General features: G+C 53.4%; 14 protein-coding genes, 1 tRNA gene and 7 pseudogenes. 7 read left to right on the top strand and 15 right to left on the bottom strand.

What is annotated here, in order from left to right; translation table 11 throughout:
- Positions 1-46 precede the first annotated feature (46 nt).
- The 3 genes from yihX to fabY all read left to right on the top strand — a co-directional run bounded on the left by yihX (position 47) and on the right by fabY (position 2,204).
- Positions 47-685 carry a glucose-1-phosphatase gene (yihX, locus tag CS369_RS19335; RefSeq protein ID WP_196908328.1) on the top strand — a complete coding sequence of 213 codons (639 nt, stop codon included), beginning with the start codon at positions 47-49 and terminating at the stop codon, positions 683-685.
- A gap of 68 nt (positions 686-753) precedes the next feature.
- Positions 754-1,191 carry a D-aminoacyl-tRNA deacylase gene (gene dtd, locus CS369_RS19330; protein WP_196908327.1) on the top strand — a complete coding sequence of 146 codons (438 nt, stop codon included), beginning with the start codon at positions 754-756 and terminating at the stop codon, positions 1,189-1,191.
- 71 nt (positions 1,192-1,262) lie between these two features.
- The gene (gene fabY, locus CS369_RS19325; protein WP_196908326.1) at positions 1,263-2,204 is read left to right on the top strand and encodes a fatty acid biosynthesis protein FabY; all 942 of its coding nucleotides are present in this window, start codon (positions 1,263-1,265) and stop codon (positions 2,202-2,204) included.
- Between the two features lie 11 nt (positions 2,205-2,215).
- Here fabY and CS369_RS19320 read toward each other — a convergent pair.
- The 7 genes and pseudogenes from CS369_RS19320 to gmk form a co-directional block, all read right to left on the bottom strand.
- A pseudogene (locus CS369_RS19320) lies at positions 2,216-3,909 on the bottom strand (AsmA family protein).
- Positions 3,910-4,070: 161 nt separating this feature from the next.
- Positions 4,071-5,465, bottom strand: a pseudogene (locus CS369_RS19315) (NCS2 family protein).
- Positions 5,466-5,734: 269 nt separating this feature from the next.
- A complete protein-coding gene (recG, locus tag CS369_RS19310; protein ID WP_196908325.1) occupies positions 5,735-7,819 on the bottom strand; it encodes an ATP-dependent DNA helicase RecG in 2,085 nt (694 codons plus the stop codon).
- 11 nt (positions 7,820-7,830) lie between these two features.
- Positions 7,831-8,523, bottom strand: a complete 693-nt coding sequence (gene trmH / locus CS369_RS19305; protein WP_196908324.1) for a tRNA (guanosine(18)-2'-O)-methyltransferase TrmH — start codon at positions 8,521-8,523, stop codon at positions 7,831-7,833.
- Positions 8,524-8,597: 74 nt separating this feature from the next.
- Positions 8,598-10,700 carry a bifunctional GTP diphosphokinase/guanosine-3',5'-bis pyrophosphate 3'-pyrophosphohydrolase gene (gene spoT, locus CS369_RS19300; RefSeq protein ID WP_196908323.1) on the bottom strand — a complete coding sequence of 701 codons (2,103 nt, stop codon included), beginning with the start codon at positions 10,698-10,700 and terminating at the stop codon, positions 8,598-8,600.
- A gap of 18 nt (positions 10,701-10,718) precedes the next feature.
- Complete coding sequence (gene rpoZ, locus CS369_RS19295; protein WP_195316190.1) at positions 10,719-10,994, bottom strand: DNA-directed RNA polymerase subunit omega; 276 nt, start codon at positions 10,992-10,994, stop codon at positions 10,719-10,721.
- Positions 10,995-11,047: 53 nt separating this feature from the next.
- Positions 11,048-11,671 (bottom strand): guanylate kinase, encoded by a 624-nt coding sequence (gmk, locus tag CS369_RS19290; RefSeq protein ID WP_196908322.1) that lies wholly within the window; start codon positions 11,669-11,671, stop codon positions 11,048-11,050.
- Positions 11,672-11,931: 260 nt separating this feature from the next.
- Here gmk and CS369_RS24710 point away from each other — a divergent pair, with 260 nt between their 5' ends.
- From CS369_RS24710 to CS369_RS19275, 4 genes and pseudogenes are all read left to right on the top strand, one after another.
- Positions 11,932-12,057, top strand: coding sequence for a hypothetical protein (locus tag CS369_RS24710; protein WP_280514829.1), 126 nt, complete (start codon positions 11,932-11,934; stop codon positions 12,055-12,057).
- A gap of 412 nt (positions 12,058-12,469) precedes the next feature.
- Positions 12,470-14,062: pseudogene (locus CS369_RS19285) on the top strand (lipid A phosphoethanolamine transferase).
- 106 nt (positions 14,063-14,168) lie between these two features.
- Positions 14,169-14,245 (top strand) — tRNA-Pro (locus CS369_RS19280).
- 284 nt (positions 14,246-14,529) lie between these two features.
- The gene (locus CS369_RS19275; protein WP_244665113.1) at positions 14,530-15,066 is read left to right on the top strand and encodes an Ail/Lom family outer membrane beta-barrel protein; all 537 of its coding nucleotides are present in this window, start codon (positions 14,530-14,532) and stop codon (positions 15,064-15,066) included.
- Here CS369_RS19275 and CS369_RS24070 read toward each other — a convergent pair.
- The 8 genes and pseudogenes from CS369_RS24070 to uhpC form a co-directional block, all read right to left on the bottom strand.
- Positions 15,038-16,015 (bottom strand): EAL domain-containing protein, encoded by a 978-nt coding sequence (locus CS369_RS24070; RefSeq protein WP_244665112.1) that lies wholly within the window; start codon positions 16,013-16,015, stop codon positions 15,038-15,040. The two genes, CS369_RS19275 and CS369_RS24070, sit on opposite strands and share 29 nt — an antisense overlap.
- The gene (locus tag CS369_RS24065; RefSeq protein WP_244665114.1) at positions 16,008-16,481 is read right to left on the bottom strand and encodes a CSS-motif domain-containing protein; all 474 of its coding nucleotides are present in this window, start codon (positions 16,479-16,481) and stop codon (positions 16,008-16,010) included. The genes CS369_RS24070 and CS369_RS24065 overlap by 8 nt, the downstream gene beginning before the upstream one ends.
- Entirely contained in the window at positions 16,421-16,705 is a 285-nt protein-coding gene (locus CS369_RS24060; RefSeq protein ID WP_244665111.1) for a hypothetical protein, read from the bottom strand. The genes CS369_RS24065 and CS369_RS24060 overlap by 61 nt, the downstream gene beginning before the upstream one ends.
- 130 nt (positions 16,706-16,835) lie before the next feature.
- Entirely contained in the window at positions 16,836-17,267 is a 432-nt protein-coding gene (locus tag CS369_RS25335; RefSeq protein WP_374191089.1) for a TOBE domain-containing protein, read from the bottom strand.
- Positions 17,268-17,543: 276 nt separating this feature from the next.
- Positions 17,544-17,875 (bottom strand): annotated as a pseudogene (locus CS369_RS25330) (ATP-binding cassette domain-containing protein); the annotation flags it as partial.
- Positions 17,876-18,035: 160 nt separating this feature from the next.
- Positions 18,036-20,116 (bottom strand): annotated as a pseudogene (locus tag CS369_RS19260) (ABC transporter permease).
- A gap of 233 nt (positions 20,117-20,349) precedes the next feature.
- Positions 20,350-21,381 (bottom strand): annotated as a pseudogene (locus tag CS369_RS19255) (ABC transporter substrate-binding protein).
- Positions 21,382-21,412: 31 nt separating this feature from the next.
- Positions 21,413-22,735: pseudogene (gene uhpC / locus CS369_RS19250) on the bottom strand (MFS transporter family glucose-6-phosphate receptor UhpC).
- Between the last annotated feature and the right edge of the window lie 77 nt (positions 22,736-22,812).

The raw sequence follows: 22,812 nt of genomic DNA, 5'->3' as shown, positions 1-22,812 counted from the left end.
GTTTCCCGCTACAGTGAAAAAACAACCATGACGTCTGGAGGGCGAAATGCTTTATATCTTTGATTTGGGTAACGTTGTCATTGATATCGATTTCAACCGTGTGTTGGGCGTGTGGAGTAAGCTGAGCGGTGTGCCACTCGCCACGCTGAAAGAGCGCTTTACCATGGATGAAGCCTTTGAACTGCATGAGCGCGGTGAGATCAGTGATGAAGAATTTGGTGCCCGACTGCGTCAGGAAATGGGCATGCTGCTGAGCTACGAGCAGTTTACGGCGGGCTGGCAGGCCATTTTTGTTGCGCTGCGTCCTGAGGTACTGGATGTGATGCAGCAACTGCGCCAGCAAGGACATCGTGTCGTTATTTTGTCTAACACCAATCGTTTGCACTGTGCGCATTGGCCCGCCCTGTTTCCAGAAGTGGCCGAGGCCGCTGATTGTCTCTATCTGTCACAGGATATCGGGATGCGTAAACCGGAGGCGAGAATTTATCAGTATGTGCTGACGCAAGAGCAAGCAACCCCGGCGCAAACGATCTTCTTCGATGATAACGAGCAGAATATTGCCGCTGCGCAAGCGTTGGGGATCCACAGCATTTTGGTGACCGATCGCGATACAGTGCCACAGTTTTTTGCCGAACATCCCATTTCCCCTGCACACAATACCGTCGCTAACGCGGGTAAGCTGTGATAAAAACGGTTGGTATTTTTGATAATAAATCGATTAAAAGAACAGCGGTTCAGGAGTGGTTGTCGTTTATGATTGCGTTAATTCAGCGTGTTACCCGCGGCAGTGTGACGGTGGACAAGGCCATTGTGGGGGAGATCGCAGGCGGATTGTTGGTGCTGTTAGGCGTCGAGCAAGGGGATGATGAACGCAAGGCGGCGCGCCTGTGTGAGCGCGTGCTCGGCTATCGCATTTTCAGCGATGAGCAGGGCAAGATGAACCTTAACGTGCAGCAAATCGGGGGCAGCGTGCTGGTGGTATCGCAGTTCACGCTGGCGGCGGATACGCAAAAAGGCATGCGGCCCAGCTTTTCACGCGGCGCAGAACCTGCCGAGGCGGACAGGCTGTATCAGTATTTTGCTGCCCAGTGCCGTGAACGCGGCACCCACACGCAAACCGGCCGCTTCGCGGCAGATATGCAGGTTGACTTGGTTAACGACGGGCCAGTCACGTTCTGGCTTCAGGTGTGACGATGCCGTGCGCGTCAGCGCGCCCATTGTCACCGATGTGCAACACCGCCAATCGGAAGGAGGAGGAGGCAATGTATCACCTGAGAGTGCCTGAAACCGCTGAAGAGATGGACGCCTACTACCAATTCCGCTGGGAGATGCTGCGTAAACCGTTGCACCAGCCATTAGGGTCGGAACGGGATGCCTATGACGCGCTGGCGCACCATCAGACTGTGGTGGATGAGCAAGGGCGGTTGGTGGCTATTGGACGCCTCTCCATTAATGCCGATAACGAAGCCGCCATTCGCTTTATGGCGGTGCATCCTAGCGTGCGGTGCAAAGGGCTGGGCACGCTGGTAGCGATGATGCTGGAGTCCGTCGCGCGTCAGGAAGGCGTCAAGCGCGTGGTATGCAGCGCGCGGGAAGATGCTGTGGCGTTCTTTACCAAGCTGGGTTTTTCCCTGCAAGGGGAGATCAGCGCACCGCAAACCACCCCCGTGCGTCATTATCTGATGACCAAACCCATTGCTTCACTGGATGATATCCTGCATCGCCCTGATTGGTGCGCACAGTTGCAGCAAGCCTGGTATGACCATATCCCGCTCAGTGAAAAAATGGGCGTGCGAATCAACCAATACACTGGGCAAAAATTTATCACCACTATGCCGGAAACGGGTAACCAGAATCCGCACAATACGCTGTTTGCCGGTAGTCTGTTTTCATTGGCGACGCTGACTGGATGGGGGCTGATTTGGTTATTGCTGCGTGAACGGCATCTGGGGGGCACCATCATTCTGGCCGATGCGCATATTCGTTACAGCTCGCCGATTACCGGCCGCCCCAGCGCGGTAGCCGATCTAGGCTCGCTGAGCGGCAATCTCACGCGCCTGGCGCGCGGGCTTAAAGCGCGCGTGCAACTGAACGTTGAGCTGTTTGGCGATGATAAGGCCGGTGCGGTATTTGAAGGGGTGTATATCGTGCTACCCGCGCAGCCTGTCGATCCCTTGGAACAAGGCGGCTCGGAAGCGGGGTAGCGGTACGGTCATTAATGCGCGCTGCTCACTTCACCGTGTTGAATCTGCTGCCTTACGCCGGTGCCATCGCTGGTGGTCCCCTGTAACAGACCGTTCAACGTCGGTTTAAGCGGAGTGTTGGCGGCCAGATTTCCCGTTAAACGCAGTTGCAGATTGCTGTCGGCGCTGGGCAGGGTCTCAGACGTTTGCCAGCCCAGTGTGTCAGGGTATCCATTGGCACTGAACGCCCGTTTAATGACAACGTGAACGCCCTGCCTGGCTGCTGCTCAATAGTGGCCTGCGCCTCGAGCAGACCACGTTGCGTAAATGCACTCAGTTCGGTAATGGCTATTTGCGCATCGCCGGCGTTTAGCGCGAGAGAAGGGCGGCGCACATCGATTTTGTTGAAGGTGGCATCTCTGGCGTTCAGGTTCAGTGTGCCCTGCCAAACGCCCCACTGGTGCTGACGCGCCAGCAACAGATTATTGCCGTAGCCATCCAGCGCGGTGAGCTGGAACGGGAAATCCGGGTTGATGTCGATGAGCAGGTTGCGGTTAGCGCGGAACTTCTTCACCTCAACATCGCTCAGCCAGTCCGGTAATGTCTTCTGCCAGCGCTCACGCCAGTCCATGGGCAGGGTATACTCCATCCCTGCGACCACGACTTCATTCAAGGTCAGACGGTGCTTATTGCGCGTCCACATGCCATCGGTGCGCATCAAACCGCCTTCCCAGCGGGTAGTAAACTGTTTGATAGCCACCCCTTGCGGCGAAACGGCAAGGTTAACAATAGGGTCAATCAGGTGCATGCTTCCGTTGACGATGTCGCTGGCATTAAACGACAGCGTGCCGTCGTCGCTTTCCCAACTGTGCTGGCGGAAGGTGATATTTTGCAACGTGACGTCGAGATCGCTAAACGCCCAGCCGGGCCCTTCAATACGGGCATCCACCATATCGAAGCGGGAAACCGCTATCGAAGGCAGTTCGGCCACCGGCTGCCAGAAATCTTCCAGCGATTTTGTGGTTTGTAAACGCACATTGCTCAGGCGCAGGTTATCCACCTGCCAACTGGCATCTTCTGCACGTCGGGCATTACCGGTTAACTGACCGCCCGCAACGTCTGCACCAAAATTGGTTAACGTGAGCTGGTTGTTGTTGATTTCACCCTGAATTAGCACCTGGCTGGCGGGAACGTCATTGAGACGCAGCGAACGAGCGCTGAGTTGAAAATTACCCTGCGTGCCGAGCAGATGCCCTTGCTCTGGCTGCTAGGGGGTGATGCCACCGTTAATTTGCTGCCCGTTCAGCAACCAATCACCGTCTTGTGATTGCAGCGCCATGGTGCGCAATTGCAGCACATCGGCCATGAACGGAACGGCAATGCTGTTGCCAGGCAGCAGATTTAAGGTACCGCCTTCCAGTTCCAGGCTGGCAAAGTGGCTCGGTTCTGTCAGTTGGCGTGCGCTTAAACCAAAGGATATTTTACGTGCCGCCAGGGTCAACGGCTGCCCTTTGACGCCAAAGGTGACATCGCTGAACACGATATGGTCGGCTTCTGACCAGCTATGCTCGATTTTTCCCAGCGTTAACTGGTAGTCGGTATTGTCATTTACCCAGGAAGTGACGCGGTTTGCGGCCCTGTGGGTTTGCAACACAACGTAAACGATGACCAGTGCCAACAGGGCTAGCAACAGCAAGGTGAGCAGTAGTTTTCCGAGAAATTTCATCGTATCAGTCCATGCCTTGTCATCGTGAGTAATTGTGTTATGCCGCAATTCTTCCTGGGTCTCAATACTTAACCGTGGTTACAGACAATAAAAAACGGCCAGTGTTTCCACACTGGCCGTTTTATCATACCCAAGTTGGACGCTATTGCCTCTGCCTGGTTTTATTTTTCTTCGTGCGGGAAGACAAGATTAAGAACAATCGCGGTAATACCCCCAGCGGCAATGCCGGAAGAAAGCAGGGTTTTCAGCCAATCCGGTGCGAATTGCAGAATCAACGGCTGCTGTGATACGCCCAATCCGACAGCCAGCGACAGTGCAATGATCATGATGGCGCGGCGGTTAAGCGGCTCGCGCGAGACAATACGCACGCCAGAGGCTGCAATGGTACCGAACATCACGATGGTCGCGCCGCCCAGTACCGGTTCAGGAATGTGCTGCACAAAGCCGCTGACCGCCGGGAACAGGCCCAGCACGATCAGCATCAGTGCGACCACAAAACCCACGTAGCGGCTGGCAACTCCGGTAAGCTGAATCACGCCGTTGTTCTAGCTGAAGCATGAGTTAGTGAAGGTGTTGAAAATGGCGGACAGGCAGGAGTTCATGCCGTTAGCCAATACGCCGCCTTTCAGGCGCTTCATGTAAAGCGGGCCGCTAACTGGCTGCTCGGAAACGTCGGAGGTGGCGGTGATATCACCGATGGTTTCCAATGAGGTCACCATAAACACCAGCATCAGCGGAATAAGCAGATTCCAGTCAAAGCCGAGGCCATAATAGAGCGGTGTCGGGATCATGATCGCTGAAGTGTGCGTGGCCGACGTGTCTTGCGGCAGCATGCCCATCGCCCAAGCGGCAAAATACCCGACCGCCATGGCGATCACCAGAGAGGCGACGCGCAGGTAGGGGTTGCGCTGGCGGTTCAACAGGATGATAACCAACAGGACGATGGCGGCCAGTGCCAGATTTTTGGGGGCACCGAAGGTGTGATCGTTCATAGCAGCAAAGCCGCCGCCGATCGATGTTAATCCCACCTGAATCAGCGACAGGCCGATAATCATCACGACCACGCCGGAGACCAGCGGCGTAATGATGCGGCGCGCCAGATGCAGGAAGCGGGAAAGGATGATTTCAGTGAAAGACGCCACCATCAGAGTGCCGAACAGTGCGGCCATCATGGTGGGCACATCGGCACCGCCATTTTTCAGCGCCAGACCACCCATGATTAACGGGGTAACAAAGTTAAAGCTGGTGCCCTGAATAGAAAGTAACCCCGATCCTACCGGACCCCAGGTTTTAATTTGCAGAATGAACGCCAGGCCTGAAGCAAACAGCGACATGCTGATGATGTGCTGGGTATCCTGCGCGGGCAAACCAAGTGCCTGGCAGATCAGCAGGGCTGGGGTAATCACCGCCACAAACATAGCCAGAAGATGCTGGCTGGCGGCAAACAACGTTTGCGCTAACGGTGGTCTGTCTTCCAGACGATAAATCAATTCACTGTTACGGGGCGCAGCAGTTGCCGTCTCCGTTTGGGGCAGTTCCGTGGTGGTGGTAGTCATAATCAAGAGCGTCCTGAAACGGCAAAGAGGGCATTTTAATGATCTACCTTGCAAAAGCAATCGTTTGCGGAGCGATTATAAAACAATCTTGTGTCATGTCTGATGACGGTAGAGATTTTTTGAATACCTCGTTATCGATGTGTGAAAAAAAGTCGATTTTTTATCGGGGCGACGAGCAATTTAATGCTTCGCGGATAGGGGATCTTTATATACGCATGCTGCACTACAAGGGTTATTTGCTACCTTTTTTCTCCGTCTCACCTAGGGCGCTAGGCATTGGTATAGCGCACCCGCTCCGGTAACCAACGTTCAATCAGCGCTTTGGCATGTTCTGGATAGTGTGCATGAAGGTGACGAGCCACGCGCTGTACTTCGGGGATCAGTGCCTGATCGCGCAGTAAATCCGCCACTTTAAACTCGGCGCTGCCGGTTTGCCGCGTACCCAGCAGTTCGCCGGGACCGCGAATCTCTAAATCCCGTTGCGCAATAACGAAACCGTCGTTGCTGTCGCGCATCACCTGCAAGCGTTGTTGTGCAGTTTTACTTAGCGGCGTCTTATAGAGCAACACGCAGTGGGAGGCGATGGCACCGCGTCCGACGCGACCGCGCAACTGGTGCAATTGTGCCAGGCCCAGCCGCTCTGGGTTTTCGACGATCATCAGGCTGGCGTTGGGCACATCCACCCCCACTTCGATGACCGTGGTTGCCACCAGCAGTTGCAGTTCGCCCTGTTTGAACGCCTGCATCACCGCCTGCTTCTCTTGCGCTTTCATCCGGCCGTGTACCAATCCAATTCGCAGACCTGGCAGTGCGGCCTTTAGTCCTTCGCAGGTAGCTTCAGCGGCTTGTGCTTCCAGCAGGTCGGACTCTTCAATCAGCGTGCAGAGCCAATAGGCCTGTCGCCCTTCTTCCCGACAGGCACGATCGACGCGGGTGATAATATCCTCACGGCGAGAATCGGGGATGGCGACCGTTGTCACTGGCGTTCTGCCCGGCGGCAGCTCATCGATGACCGACGTATCCAGGTCGGCATAGGCAGTCATCGCCAGCGTGCGTGGGATTGGTGTTGCTGTCATGATCAACTGGTGAGGGTGAAAGCCCTGTTCCACCCCTTTTTCCCACAAGGCTAGCCGTTGATGCACACCAAAGCGGTGTTGTTCATCGATGATCACCAGCGAAAGCCCACTAAATTGCACTTGCTGCTGAAAAATAGCGTGCGTACCCACGATCATACTGACCTGACCATTGGCGATGGCCTCTTCTTGCGCAACGCGGGCTTTGCCCTTTTGCTTGCCGGCCAGCCAGCCCACCTCAATGCCAAGGGGCTCAAACCAATGACGAAAGTTGATGGCGTGTTGTTCCGCGAGCAGCTCGGTGGGTGCCATTAACGCCACCTGTTTGCCGTTAGCGATGGCGCGCAGTGCCGTCATGGCTGCCACCAGCGTTTTTCCGGAGCCGACATCCCCTTGAACCAGACGCATCATGGGGAACGGTTTCTCCATGTCGGCTTCAATGTCGTTAATGACGCGGGTTTGTGCCTGAGTCAGCACGAACGGGAGGGCGGCCAACAGTCGCGTTTTTAATTCGTCCTGTGCGTGCAGTGCAAGGGCGCGATGGCGCTGCGCACCGGCGCGTACCGCCAGCATGCTTAAGTGATGCGCCAGCAGCTCTTCCATGATTAGACGCACTTGTGCCGGGTGTTTGCCGTGCTCAAGCTCATTCAGTTGCGTGCCTGCCGGGGGACGGTGCAAAGTATGTAACGCTTCAGGCAGCCCAATCATGCCGCGGCTTAGCTCCTGCGGCAGCAACTCTTCTATCGGTTGTGCATCCAGACGCTCCAGCGCCTGATCGGTCAACTTGCGCAGCGTGGCTTGACGCACTCCTTCCGTTGTTGGGTAAACCGGCGTCAGTGAGGCCTGTAATTCCACCGGTTGCTGTGCATCGCCCTGTACGCGGTATTCTGGGTGGATAATTTCTGCACCATTCTTGCCTCGTTTGATTTCACCGTAGGCGATAACGTGCTGGCCTGGAGCCAAGCTATTTTTCATTGTGGCATTGAAGTTGAAGAAGCGCATCGTCAGCACGCCGCTGCTGTCGCTGATTTGGCAGGTCAGCATACGTTTGCGTCCAAAGACGATATCGTTGCGCAACACGTCACCTTCCACGGTGGCATAGATACCGGGCAGCAGGTCGCCAATGGCGTAGAGGTGGGTGCGATCTTCGTAACGCAGCGGCAGGTGCAGCAACACGTCCTGCACGGTTTCCAACCCGAGGCGCGCGAGTTTAGCCGTCTGACTGGCACCGACCCCCGTGAGGGTGTTCACCGGTTGGTTATTCAGCAGGTGGCTTTTCATTGGTGCTCTCGCTATTCGGCGGCGGATTGCATGGCTGCCCACCATGCCGTGTCGGCAATGATCTGGCCCTGATTGTCGATGCTCGGGCGGGGGAGTTTTTTCCGCGTCGCTACGCGCGCCAGCACCGGATAGCCTCCTTCGAACAGCAAGCGCTGTTGCTCATCGTCATCAAGCATGCCCGCTTCACACTGGTACATACCCGCGTTTTGACGTTGGCGTTGGGCTTCGTAAAGGATCAGCGCAGAAGCGACCGATACGTTCAGGGATTGCACCATGCCGATCATCGGAATGATGATGTCCTGGTCGGCCAGCGCGAGTGCTTCCTGCGTGATGCCGGTTTTTTCCTGACCGAGCAGGATGCAGGTCGGTCGCGTGTAATCGACTTCACGAAAATCGACCGCCTTGGCTGACAGGTTGGTCGCCAGAATCTGCATGCCTTGCGTTTTTAAATGCGAGACGGCATCGGCGATGGTGCGATGTGTTTTGACCTGTACCCAACTGTTGCTGCCTGCTGCTGATGACACCAGTGTACGCGTGCGGCTGGTGTGCCAAACGGCGTGGACTTCGTGGACGCCAACGGCATCGGCGGTACGAATCACAGCGGAAATATTGTGGGGTTTGTGCACCTGCTCCATACACACCGTCAAATCAGGTTGACGGCTGGTCAGCATCTCTTGGATGTGGGCGTAGCGTTCTGGTGTCATAAGATGTCTCTTGAGTTATCCCGATACCATTTGTGCGACCGGGATCGTCAGGGCTATCACTGGTACGATGGCGATCAGTTGCGATTACGGGTCACTTTGATGACATTCGGCATCACGCGGATTTTGCGCATGACGTTAGCCAGATGTACCCGATCGCGCGTGGTCAAACGGATAAAGGCGCTATACACACGACCATCCCGCTCTTCCGTATTGATGCTCTGAATATTGGAGTTGGCGGCATTAATCGCTGCGGTCAGGTTGGCCAATGCCCCCTGATGGTTGAACATGTCGACTTTAATCTCAGCGATAAGCTCTTGTTCGGTAACCTTATCCCACTCGACAGCCATGAATTTTTCTGGCTCTTTCTGGTAGCCACGAATATTTCGACAAGACTCATGGTGAACCACCAAACCTTTACCGGGGCTGACGTGCGCCACAATCGGGTCACCGGGGATCGGGCGGCAGCATTTGGCGAACGTAATCAATACGCCATCTGCGCCTTTGATCGGCAGCTTGCGCAAACCGGTGTGCTCTTGCTGTAACGGCTGCTCATCCAACAGGTTTTTCGCTACGACGATGCTCATGGCGTTACCGAGGCCAATCTCTGCCAGAAGGTCATCCAGCGAGGTGAGTTTCATGCGATCCAACTCAAGCTGGATGCTGGTTTGTGGAATATCGCTGAGTTTTCTGCCATTACCCAAAGCATGATTCAATAAACGACGCCCCAGGCTCACCGAATCGTCACGCTTGAGATTCTTCAGCATTTGGCGAATCTTGGCGCGAGCGCGCGAACTGACGACAAAGTTTAACCATGCCGCATTGGGGCGTGCGCCGGGTGCGGTAATGATCTCCACCGTCTGCCCACTGCTGAGCGATTGAGAGAGCGGGTAGGGCTGTCTGTCGACGCGTGCGCCGACGCAGGCATGTCCGATATCCGTATGTACCGCGTAGGCAAAATCGACCGGTGTCGCGCCAGCCGGTAGCTCGATAATGCGCCCTTCCGGGGTGAACACGTACATTTCATCGGGGAAGAGATCGGATTTGACGCTCTCGATAAACTCGAACGAGCTGCCCGCACTTTGTTGCAGTTCCAGCAGGCTCTGCATCCAGCGCTGAGCACGGACCTGTGCCGTGGTGCTGCTTTCACCTTCTTTGTACGCCCAATGCGCCGCCACACCCATTTCGGCCATCTGGTCCATGTCTTCGGTACGGATCTGTACCTCGACCGGCACGCCGCGCGGCCCAATCAACGAGGTATGCAGCGATTGGTAGCCGTTCGCCTTCGGAATGGCGATGTAATCTTTGACGCGGCCAGGACGCGGTTTGTACAGGCTGTGCACCTGTCCGAGCACGCGATAGCAGGTATCCAGCTCTTTAACGATCACCCGAAACGCGTAGATATCCATGATGGAATGGAAACGCTGTTCTTTCAGGTGCATCTTGCAGTAGATGGAATAGAGGTGTTTTTCACGTCCGCTGACGCGACAGGGAATGTCTGCTTCGTTCAACCGCCCTTCGATTTCGGAAAGGATTTTTTGAATCATTTCCTTGCGGTTGCCGCGCGCGGCTTTGACCACTTCCTTGATCACACGATAACGGTTTGGATACAGCGCCTCAAAACCCAGCTCTTCCAACTCGGTTTTCAGATGATGAATACCCAAACGGTGCGCCAGCGGGCTGTAAATTTCCAGCGTTTCACGCGCAATGCGGCGACGCTTGTCAGGACGCAGCGAGCCCAGAGTGCGCATGTTATGCGTGCGGTCAGCCAGTTTGATGAGAATGACTCGGATGTCCTGCACCATCGCCATAATCATCTTGCGGAAGTTCTCGGCCTGCGCTTCTTTCTTATCGCGGAATTTCAGCTTGTCCAGCTTCGAGACGCCATCTACCAGTTCGGCGACGCTCTTGCCGAATTGTTGTTCAATATCCTGGTAGGTGGTGGGGGTATCTTCGATGGTGTCATGCAACAGCGCGGCCATCAGCGTCTCATAGTCAAGACGCATCTCCGCCAAAATGCCGGCAACAGCGACGGGATGGGTGATGTAAGGTTCACCGCTGGAGCGAGTCTGCCCCTCGTGAGCATCACGTGCAACAATATAAGCCTGCTGAAGGCGCTTGATCTGGTCTTCCGGCAGATAGCGCTGTATCAGCAGATTGAGGCTTTCGAAGATATACAAGGGCGACCCGTAGCGAGATTAACGACGACCTTCAGCAATCGCGGTGACCGCCTGGATCTCTGCGGCTTCTTGCTCTTGCTGTTCCTGACGCTCACGCACATCCAGAATCTGGTTGTTGATCAGGCCTTCTTCGATTTCGCGCAGCGCAATCACGGTGTATTTGTCGTTCTCTTCAGGGACCAGCGGATCTTTTCCGCCTGCTTGCATCTGGCGGGCGCGGCGAGCAGCGACCAACACCAGGTCAAAACGGTTACCAATTTTCTCAACAGCGTCTTGAACAGTTACGCGTGCCATAATGTGCTACTCCACAGGAAATAAAATGACTGCGCATCATACTGAAAGTGATGTCAGTCTGCCAATAGTTTGGTGATTAATGCATCATGCCGCAATGCCTGGCGGCTCAGCAATAGGCGTTCAGCACGGATGATGGTTTTCAGATCGGATAGCGCCAGATCGAAATCATCGTTGACGATCAGATAATCGTATTCCGCGTAGTGTGTCATTTCAGCCACCGCTTGCGCCATACGGCGTGCAATCACCTCATCGCTGTCCTGGCCGCGTCCGCGCAGACGGCGCCCCAACTCTTCTTTGGACGGCGGCAGAATAAAGATACTGCGCGCCTGCGGCATTCGGCGGCGGATTTGCTCTGCGCCCTGCCAATCGATATCCAGAAAAATATCTACGCCAGTTGCCAGCACCTGCTCAATGGCTGCTTTGGACGTGCCGTAGTAGTTGCCAAACACTTCGGCGTACTCAAGGAAAGCATCTTCCTGAATCATACGCTTAAATTCATCCACAGAAACGAAGAAATAGTGTTCTCCGTGGTTTTCCCCCGGGCGTTTGGCTCGGATGGTGTGGGAAATCGACACCTGGGTGTCATACAACGGCTGCGTTTTCAGTAACGCATTTATTAAACTGGATTTTCCCGCGCCGCTGGGGGCAGAAACAATGTATAACGTGCCTTGAGCCATAATGATGAACGTAATGTATGGTGAATGTGATGGGTCGATTGGACGGCCTTGCCTGTACCAATTTTTGCATTATACACGATACGCGCACTAATCTTTACCGTCACGTCACCAGATATCACATCGTGTGATGACTGGATTCGTGATCGCTTTCGATAGTTTGCTTAAATTTTCATGTGCTATGCATTTTTCGCGCGTTTTTTGGTTTCTGAGGCGTTTTGGTGTGTGCCAGCATAACGGCAGAAACGTACAAGGATGCGCTTATGAGACAATCTGTTCTCCAATACGGCACGGTGTTGTTTTTCCTGGTGCTGTTGCAATCATTGACGATGCTGGTCCGAACATCAATATCCGATCCCCACGTGCGAACCGTGACGCTGGTGGCTTAGGAAAAGCGTTTTTCAGTATGCTGGGATCGTTATTCCTGGTGGCAGCGGTTGGAAAGAAGGCTTGATTCCGCGCCTGATACGACAAAAAAACCAATACCTCACCGGCACTCTTTACAAGTGGTGAAAATAATAACGCGCTGGATTAAGCAAGGAACGAAAACTATTCGCTGTATCCATAAAATTTCCTTGCAGCGGTAAAAGACTGTCCCCGGTCTTGTCTTATCAACAGCGTAGAGGGTTATGTGCTAATCGGCGCGTCTAATAAAAACATTAGTGGTGTTTACGTTTAGCAATGGTGCGTTTGTGAAAACCAAAGTGAGCGTTAAAAAAGTATATTATTCATGAACTCATCAATTATTCCTGTGTCCTAATTTTTTAAAGAAGCCTTGGTTGATGCTGGAGCCATAATAAGATGTCGGTGATTACCTCTTTTTCACTGTCTGCTTTATTGTTGTTTCTCGCCGTGTATATTGGATTGTTTCTCAACGCCTCCGTCTATTATCGCCGCTTCGATGATGTCGCTTCTCCTGCTGGATCTGCTCTTACCAAATTCCTGCCCGCGCTGATTGAATTATCGCTCAGCGTGCTGTTTACCTTTTTTCTGATGCGGTTGATCTCTCTGGGTGGTCGTTATTTCTACCGATTTATCGCCTCACTATTAGTGTTGGTTTCTGTTGCCACCAGTTACTACATGACGTTTTTTAATGTGGTTATTGGTTACGGGATAATTGCTGCGGTGATGACCACGGATATTGATTTGTCAAAGGAGGTGATTGGCTGACGATTTATGGTCTGGACGCTGTGCGTCAGCGCCATACCTTTGGCGATCATCTGGAAGGCCGATTTGCGCAATACCCTTATCGAACAATTAAAAACGCCAGGGAAACGTATTAAACCCGTGTCAATCCTGCTGGCTGTTGTCGCGTTGGTATGGGGCACCATGGAGTATATGGAGACCGAGCAAAAGCGCATGGAAAAACGAACCAATGTCGATTTGCCCAGCTATGGCGGTGTTATTGCGCACTCGTATTTGCCATCCAACTGGATCTCGGCGTTGGGGTTGTTCGCTTACACGCAATATGATGAAAGTCAGGATGCGGCGGAGCTGTTCGACCCCGCCCAAAATTTTACCTATATAGCCCCCGCTGGCATTGAGGATACCTATGTGGTTTTTATCTTGGGGGAGACGGCCCGCTGGGATCATATGGGGCTGCTCGGTTATCAGCGTGATACCACACCGCAACTGTCAAAAGAGCGTAATCTGGTGGCGTTCCGGGGTCAGTCTTGTGATACCTCAACCAAACTCTCCATGCGCTGCATGTTCGTGAGTTCACTGGGCTTCACCTCAGAACTTTTTGCGATACAAAGTGAGGTCTGGTTTTATAACAGCATTAATGCCAACAACTACTCATTCCGCGAAATGATCGCTTCCGAAGAGCGTAATGAAGGCAAATCTGTTGACGATATGCTATTGGTCGATGAGGTGAAGGGGTCATTAGCGCGTTATCCCAAGGGTAAGCATTTGATCGTGTTGCACACCAAAGGCTCCCATTATCTCTATTCGATGCGCTATCAGCCTGAATGTATGGGGGTTGATGCCTCCTGCTCACGTGAGCAACTGATTAACGCGTTTGATAACAGTGTGTTGTACACCGACACCTTTATTAAAAAGGTGTTGGATCAGGTGCGTGACAAGAAAGCGCTGGTGTTTTATGCCTCAGATCACGGTGAATCGATTGACGAGAACTACCATTTGCACGGCACACCACGTGACGTTGCGCCGCCGGAACAGTTCCGCTCGCCAATGCTGGTGTGGGCATCAGACAAGTTTCTGGCACAGCCGCAAAATACGCAGCTGTTTGAACAACTGAAAGCGCAGCAGCGTGTGGGGGCTCCCTATCGCCATGAAGCGTTGTTTGATTCCATATTGGGCTGCCTGGGCTATTGTTCGACCGACGGTGGTATTAACGCCAGCAATAACTGGTGTGCGTTACCGTCGCGTTGATGCGAGAGGGGCTGTGCATTTTCGCGTCAACCACGCGCCGAGCGTGCTCTTTTATCAAAAAGGGATTGACGCTTTTTGGAGGGCGCAGTAAGATGCGCCCCGCATTCGGCGAGTAGCGCAGCCTGGTAGCGCAACACGTTCGGGACGTGTGGGTCGGAGGTTCAAATCCTCTCTATCCGACCAAATTTCCCTCCGTTTTGTCTGATTATTTTCAGACGACACGATAAGAAAACGGTAGATGACATCATCTGCCGTTTTTTTTGCATAATATCTTGTCGTATTGTTCATTTATTTAAAAAAAACAATAATGTATCCCAAAAGATAATAAAAAATATATTTTATAACTTGCTGATAATAATTGAATTGGCGCTTTAGTAAGGTATTTCACTGATTTACACGTCAGACGTCAACTGACATTTTACGCTCTGTCTTTGGGATGTTACATATCATAAAAGGAGCGTGTGAAAGTGAATATCAATAAAAAGCTATTGGCATTATCTGTGGTATTGGCTGCAATGGGTGGTTGTGCTATCGCTAAGGCAGATACACATACACTCAGTATGGGTTATTCTCAGGGAAAGGTGACTAATTTTAAAAATCTCCGCGGTGTCACAGCGAAATATCACTATCAGCCCGATAATTCATTGGGCTTTATCAGCTCGCTGACCTATATGGGCGGAGAGGGAAAATTTAATCTTGATGGGGATAAGGGAAAAGCTCAGCTAAAATATTATTCGCTGTTAGTGGGCCCTTCTTATCGCGTCAATGAATTTGTGAGCCTTTATGGCTTAGCGGGTGTCGCGCATGGTAAAGGAAAACTTTCTGGAACTTACGCTGACGGCGATAATATACCTTACAAGGATAAAAAATCAGGTTTTGCTTATGGAGCCGGTGTTCAGATCTCTCCAACAGCAAACTGGAGTATCGATCTGGGTTATGAAGGATCGACAGCCAAAAATATAAAAATCAACGGATTCAATATCGGCCTTGGCTATCGCTTCTGATACTGAATAGCGCGATTACGCCGAAGAAGACTTCGGCGTTCTCCAGAAAATCTGTCATGGCATGCTCGTCGTCAGGCGTAAACTGACGTTTGGCGTGGTAATGCTGCCAGACGGTAAAATTTTCATTATCCATAGGTTTGGCATATAAAAATCCCTGAATGTAGCCCACGCCGTGTTGTGTCAGGTAGTGAAGCTGACGCGCGGTTTCTACCCCTTCTGCTACTATCTTCAAATTAAGGCGGTGAGCGAGACTGATAATGGTATCTAAAATCGGAGTCTCTTCTTCCTGTGACGAAATGGTGTGAACAAACCCCTGATCGACTTTCAAATAGTCGAGCGGGAAGCTTTGCAGGTAAGACAGAGAGCAATGGCCAGTGCCAAAATCATCAATCGCGACATGTATGCCTTCCTGACGTAGTTGTTGCAAGCGCTGTGCCACTTCCGGTCCTTTGCTAATGTGACTGCGCTCGGTCAGTTCTGGCGTTATCAAAAAGCGCTGTGCCGCCACATTCGCCGCAAACTGGCGGATATCGGCGATAAATTCGCTGTCTTGCAGATGTTCAGCCGACACATTCAAGCCTAGATGAAAATTCGGCTCAATGTGCCAACTGGCAACGTCTTCCTCCACCAGTTTCAACAAATGGCGTGTCAGCGGGATAATCATATTTTCCGCTTCAGCGGCGGCAATAAACACATCCGGGCGAATCCACTGTCCATCGGCACGCCGCCAGCGCAATAACGCTTCTGCGCCAGTGCAGCGTTGCGCCGCAGTACCGTAAACCGGCTGATAGTAGACAGAAAACTCATTGTTGGTGATGCCACGGCGTAATTCGTCCTGAAAGGAGAGCTTGCGTTTTTGCCAATACAGCGGAGCCAGAATAAACAGCGCAGAAAGTACCAGTGTGAGCGGCAACAGCGTCAGAAAGGCAAATTGCCAGGCTTTACCCATTTCTGTCGCGGGGGGGGGTAATGGAGACAACAATGGGGAAACGTTCCGATGTGATGTGATATTCGACGCCAGAAAGCCATTCAGGTTGATGCGGTACTGCGCTGACACTGGGATGAATTAAATCGCCATCCCCCACCCTGATATTCAGTTGAAAGCCGCGCAGCTTGTTGACAGCATTCATTAACGTCACCAGATATTGCGCATCAACCAAGCCAAAAGCGCCCCAGCCATCGTCCGGCGTGCGAATAAAAATGAGCGTTGGGCTGATGTCGGCATCTTTGATCTGATCGACGGAGAGGCTCCAGGCGGGAGGCAGTTTTGCCGGAAGCGGCATCATGATCACGTCGCTGATGTCCAGAGCGTTATGGGCAAGCAGCGAGGAGCAGTAAATGCTCTTGTCATAGGTCAGACCGATAGCGCGAAAATAAGCGAACTGCGCGCTGAGCCGTTGGAGATCGTCTCTGATATCCTCGCACAGCTTTCCTTGCAGCGGTTGCAGGGTTTCCAGCAGTGGGTGGTAATGCTTTCCGCCTGATCGAGCGCCAGAGTTGACGTGGATTGCAGATCCCGTTGCACGATTTGTCGTGATTCGACAAAGGTAAAAAGTAATACCAATAGCAATGGGAATACCCCGGCGCAGAGAATCAGCCAGCGGCCCCGTTGTTGCGCGCGTTTATGCTGTGGACTCACGTCACTACTCCTTGGTACCACGTAGATATGACTCTGCCTGTCGTGGCGTATAGCAATGTGAAGAACCAGGCAGCCAGCGGACCCTGAAACGCGTTGCGACATAAATATGTCTACGCGCTTTTTAAGTATATCAATCCGCTGTAAATCGATCGGAAATTGTTTTGAAAGCAAAGGATGAAAAAAAGAGAGTCACGAGTGGGCTCCCTGAAGGGGTCGGCAAGCGGTAGCCTTCGTTGAGAATAAACATGCCGTAAGGGTGAATCTGCAAATATAGATCGTCGCCCACGTTGGGTTGCAACTGGGTGGCATTTACCTGTAGCAGCAGCGATTGCCGGTGCCAGATGACGCTCACTTCATACTGTGAACCCATGTATGCCACATGGCGCACCGAACAGCGCTGGCTTTCATCACCCTGCGTATTCAGCGTAATGGCTTCAGGACGAATACCCACGGTGCATGTCTCGCTTTCCGCGCCAAAATGCGTCGGTTTAGGTATGCGGTAGCCGAAAATTTCTACGCTATCAGCCTGCCGCTGTGCCGGGAAAATATTGGCCTCGCCCATAAAACTTGCCATAAAACGTGATGCGGGCTGACGGTAGAGCGCTTGCGGCGACCCCATCTGCATGATGTGACCTTTATTCATCACCGGTACGCTGTCAGACACGGCGAAAGCTTCGCTTTGGTCGTGGGTGACGTAGAGTGACGTGATGTTGAACTGCTGCTGTAATTCGCGGATTTTTTCCCGCATGCTGCGCCGCAGGTTGGAATCCAGGTTACTCAGTGGCTCATCGAACAGCAGTACTTTAGGCTTTAGAATCAATGCGCGCGCTAACGCCACGCGCTGCTGCTGGCCGCCGGAGATCTGATCGACATAGCGATCGGCAAAGCCTTCCAAATCCACCAGCGCCAGTGCTTCATTGACCCGATCGCGAATCTCACTTTTGGGCCGGCCGAGCATCTTCGGCCGTAGCCGATATTCTCCCTCAGTGACATATGGGGGAACAACGCATAGGACTGAAACACCATACAGATATCACGCTGCTGGATGGAGCTATCGGTCACGTCCTCGCCGTCGATATAGATGCGGCCTTCACTGGGTTTTTCCAGCCCGGCCACCAGCCGTAGCACGGTGGTCTTGCCGCAACCGGACGGGCCGAGCAGGGTCACCATGTGACCCTGAGGGATCGCCAGATCGAGATTTTCCAGCACGGTGTTGGTGCCAAAGCGTTTTGTCACGCCTTTGAGTTCAACGAAGTTTTTACGCGGTGCCTGCTCCGCTTCAGCGGTGGCGTGTTGGGTTAATACAGTATTCACGATAGTCACCTTCTGATTATTGTGCGTTTTTGGCTTTGGAGCGGGCGGTGCGAGATTCACCAACCAAATAGTCAAACAGGAAAATGATCGCCAGCATCACCACGATCAAGATAGAGCCGTAAGCGATAGCCACCCCATATTCGCCGTCCTCAACGCGGTTCAGGATATAGGCGGTAGCGACGCGCGTGTCCGGTGTCACCAGGAACACGATGGCGCTGACGGTGGTAATAGCGCGCACAAAGCTATAGATCAAAGCGGAAAGAATGGCCAGGCGCAGTAGCGGCAGTAAAATGTAGACGATAGTGCGCATTGCTCCGGCACGCAGGCTGAGGGAGGCTTCGTCCAGCGATTTATCCAGTTGGCCCAAGCCTGTGATACCTGGGCGAATCCCCACTGGCACGTTGCGCATCACCATTGAGATGATGACGATGGCGGCGGTGCCTGTCAGATAAATAGGCGCGCTGTTGAACGCCAGAATATAAGAGATACCTGCCACAGTGCCCGGTACGGCAAAACAGAGCATGGTGGTGAACTCGATGGTTTTTTTGCCGCGGAACTGCTGGCGCACCACGATATAGGCGATCAACAGACCAAACAGCGCGGTGATGGGGGCGGCGATCCCGGCGTAGAACAGTGTATCGAGCAGTGAAGGCCATGCGCCGTCGCTAAAACCTTGTCCAAACAGGGTAATAAAGTTTTGCAGCGTCAGCGTGTAATCCACGCCCCAGTTAACGGTGAAGCTGCCGTAGAAAATGCTGCCGTACAGCAGACCGTTAAACGCCACCCAGGCAATGAGGATAAGGTGACACCCCACACCATCAGACGCGGCAGCGGTTGTACATCGCCCCGGCTGAATTTACCGGAAATGGTGACGTAAGAGCGTTTCCCTATCCACAGGTATTGGATACAAAATACCACCAGCGAGAACACCAGCAGAATCACGCCTAGTGTATTGGCGGCCTGATAATCCAACTGTGCACCAGTGATGTAGAAGTAAATCTGCGTCGCCAACACGTCGAAGTTGCCCCCCAGCACCAGCGGGTTACTGAAATCGGCCAGAGACTGCACAATGACGATCAGGAAAGCGTTCGCCAGCGCCGGTTTCAGCAGTGGCAGGAAGATGCGGTTAAAGGTTTGATAGCGGTTGGCACTCAGCGTATAGGACGCCTCTTCCAGTGACGGGTGAATGCTCTTTATTGCACCGTCGAGGATCATAAAGGCCATCGGGGTAAAGGCCAGTACCTGTGCAATCCAGATGCCGGTGAAGCCGTACAGCCAGTTGGTGTTGGTCAGCCCGAACCAGGAAACCATCAGTTCAGTCACATAGCCGGAACGGCCCATCATCAGTGTTACGCCCAGCCCAACGATAAATGGCGGCGTGACAATCGGTAGAATGGAGAACACGCGCCTGACAATGGCGGTACGCTTGGCGATGCGTGAGGTGTAAATCGCCAGCATCAGCCCAAAGAAGGTACAACCAAAGCCAACGGCCATGGCGAGTAGGAAGGAGTTCCAGATCACCTGAAGAATGTGCGATTGCCCTAACACCGTCATAAAACCCAACGGTACAAATTCGCCCGTGCTGTTGGTGAACATGGGGATGAAAATGGCAATGCTGGGATAGAGTATAAAGATACCGATCAGCACAATGATGGTTATCAGTGAGCCGATGACGAAGCGATCGCCGCCCAGCCATTCAAGGCGCGCCATCGCCAGCGTCATGATGGAGCCTAACGCGATAAAGATTCCGGTGGTGGCATAGCCCATACCCTGTTGAACTACGGTGGCGCTGAGCAGCATAAACAGCATGCAAAACAGGGCATAGCCAGCATCAAACAGATGGCGGCCTCGCTGTTTTCGCGAGGCGGGGGTGCGAGGACGCAGTAACAGCGCACAGGGTAACAGCAGTCACAGCAGGCTGATGTTGATGCCAGACCAGCCGTAAGCGTGCAGCACTTCTTCCCGGGTGGCACCGAACAGGTCGTAATCTAAACTCCAGGCAGGCATCAGCGCAAACGAGAGCGGGATAACGGCGAGCCAGAGAAAGATGGCGTCCAGTGCCTGCGGGCGTTGAGCCGAGGCGAGTGAGTGAGACATGGGTTTCCCTCTGAGTATACTAAAAGTCACCATGGTAACGAATGACCGAGACTGAAGACAACGTCACTCCGCCGACGCGTCATCCTCCGCGTAGACGGAGGACCTCCCGCAGAAAACGTTTCGTCTGTACGAAATTCCCGCCTGCGCGGGAATGACGGAAGATGTACGGGAATAACGGTGTTGGCGTCAGTCTGTCAGCAATCTGTGCCCCGGCTTATGCCGGGGCAGTGGGCTTATTTGCCCATCTTGACTTCAATCACCCATTTGGTGATAAGCGCTTTACGCACATCTTCCGCGCCTTATTTATCCATGTCGTAATTGATCAATTTCAGCTCTTCGAGTTTGAGCGACAACGGTGATGCTTCGGCCTTGGTGTTCGTCAGGATCTGGTAAGACTGGCCCTTCTGCCAGGAGAGTTCCTGGGCTTCTTTTGACAGCGCCCAATCGACAAACAGTTTGGCATTCTCCAGGTTGCGCGCATTTTTCAGGATGCTGACGCCACCCACTTCATAGCCGGTGCCTTCACACGGTGATACCAGTTGCAGCGGTGCGCCATTCTTTTTTTCCTGCGAATAATCGTGCAGGAAGCCGATGCCGATGGCGCTTTCGCCACGGGCATCGTTACGTGCCGGGGCAATACCCGATTTAGTGTACTGCGACACGTTGGCATTGAGTTTTTTCAGGTAATCAAACGCCTGATCTTCACCCCACAGTTGTGAGAAAGTGGCCAGCGCGGTGTAAGCGGTGCCAGAACTTTGCGGGTCGGCAATCTGGATTTCCCCTTTGTAGATAGGATCGATGAGATCTTTCCAGCATTGCGGTACCGGCAGGTTTTTCTCTTTCAACCGTTCGGTGTTGACGCCAAAGCCGAGAATCCCGATGTAGACCGCTGAGGAGTAATTGCCTTTGCGTTTCGCTGGATCGCGAAACTGCGGCATGATATTCGCCAATTCAGGGGAGACATAAGGTTGCAGCAGATCCATTTCACCGGCCTGTGACTGTGGATCGAGCGTGCCGCCGTACCAGACATCGGCTTGCGGGTTACGTTTTTCCGCTTCGACCTTTGCCAGCGTACTGCCGGAACCGTTGCGGATGAAGGAGGTTTGTACATCATATTTCTCACCAAACGCTTTGGTTTCTGCTTCACAAAACGCGTTGGTGGCACTGCAATACACCACGAGGCGGCCTTTGGCTTGTGCTGCACTGGACAGCGTGGCCGCAGCGATCCCGCTAACGATAAGGGCAGAGAGAAGAGAAAGTTTCATAATGCTTCCTTATTATCAGTGGTTAACAGTGTCAAGGCGGGCCTGAAGCGTTTGGCCCCCGAGACGGATGCATTTGCGATCGACTGGTGCCCGCCATCATCAACCGCATCAGCAACAGCCCGACACAGGCTGCCGCCAGTGTCAGTAAGGCAAAGAAACCGGACCAGCCGTAGAATTGCATCCACTGTGCCAGCGGCCACCCTGCCAATGCGGCCCCAAGATAAGCAAACAGGCCAAGAAATCCGGTAACGGTTCCTGCTGCTTCCTTATGGACGTACTCTGTGGCCGCCAGACCGATAAGAATCTGAGAGTCAAAAACAAAAAAGCCGATACTGAAAAAATTCACTGCCAGCAGGGCGTAATGGTGAATTGGCACCAGCCAGATGGCGGTTACGCTGAGAAATAAGCCCAGCGAGAACAGCAAAATCATCGGTGCACGCTGACCGCGAAACAGCAGGTCTGAGCCCCATCCGGCAAACAGCGCGCCGAACAATCCCCCCAACTCGAACAGCATCACCGTGGCATTGGCGCTGAGAAGCTGAACGCCGTGGCTCTCCGTCAGCCACAAATTGCCCCAGTTATTCAGTGCGATGCGAATCAGGTACACCAGCACATAAGAGAGCGCGAGGATCCAGATAATGCCGTTACGCAAAATAGTGCGGTTTAGCATTTACCCCAGATTCATGGGCGGACTCTGTTGCTCCTGTCGTAACTCCAGCGGATCGCGCCGCCATTGCCCCACGGTGGGCAACCCCTCTTCCCGCGGCGTGCTGCACAGTTGGTGGCAAAGTATGCCACCCAACACAATCGCCACCGCGCCCGGTATCAGCAGTGCGGCTTGCCACCCCTGGCTGGCGGCCAGTACGCTGGAGAGCAGAGGGACAGCGGCACCACCAATATTGATCGAGGTGTTCCAACATCCCCATCACAATCCGCGCTCATTACGCGAATACCAGTGGGTCAGTAGCCTGACACACGGCGGCCATCCCCATCCCTGAAAGAACCCGTTTAGCGTCCAGACCAGCAACAGCGAGGGCAGGGAGGCGCTGAACGCGAAAGCGATATTCAGCACGCCGGTCATCAGCAGGCCGACGCCCATAAACTAGCGTGCGCCTATGCGGTCATGCATCATGCCGGACACAAATTTTGAACCGCCATACGCCAGATAAAACAACGTACCGAGCAGACCGATATCCGCTTTATCCAGTCCCAGCTCCACCTGCATGACGGGCATGGCGAAGGTGACACTGCGCCGGGTGAGATAAAACGCGGCGTAACACACCACCATGGAAATCAGCAAACGTCCGCGCCAGTAGCGGTAGTGTGCGGTGATACTGATAGGGTCTGCGCTCATGAGGTTATCCAGCGGTTGAGGGGAGTGTAGGAAAGCCGTGCGGTCAGCGGATGAGATAAGGTAGTAACCTGATAGGA

This window comes from Candidatus Symbiopectobacterium sp. 'North America' (assembly GCF_015762685.1).
GTDB lineage: Bacteria > Pseudomonadota > Gammaproteobacteria > Enterobacterales > Enterobacteriaceae > Symbiopectobacterium.
This window is presented reverse-complemented; position numbering and strand designations above follow the sequence as displayed.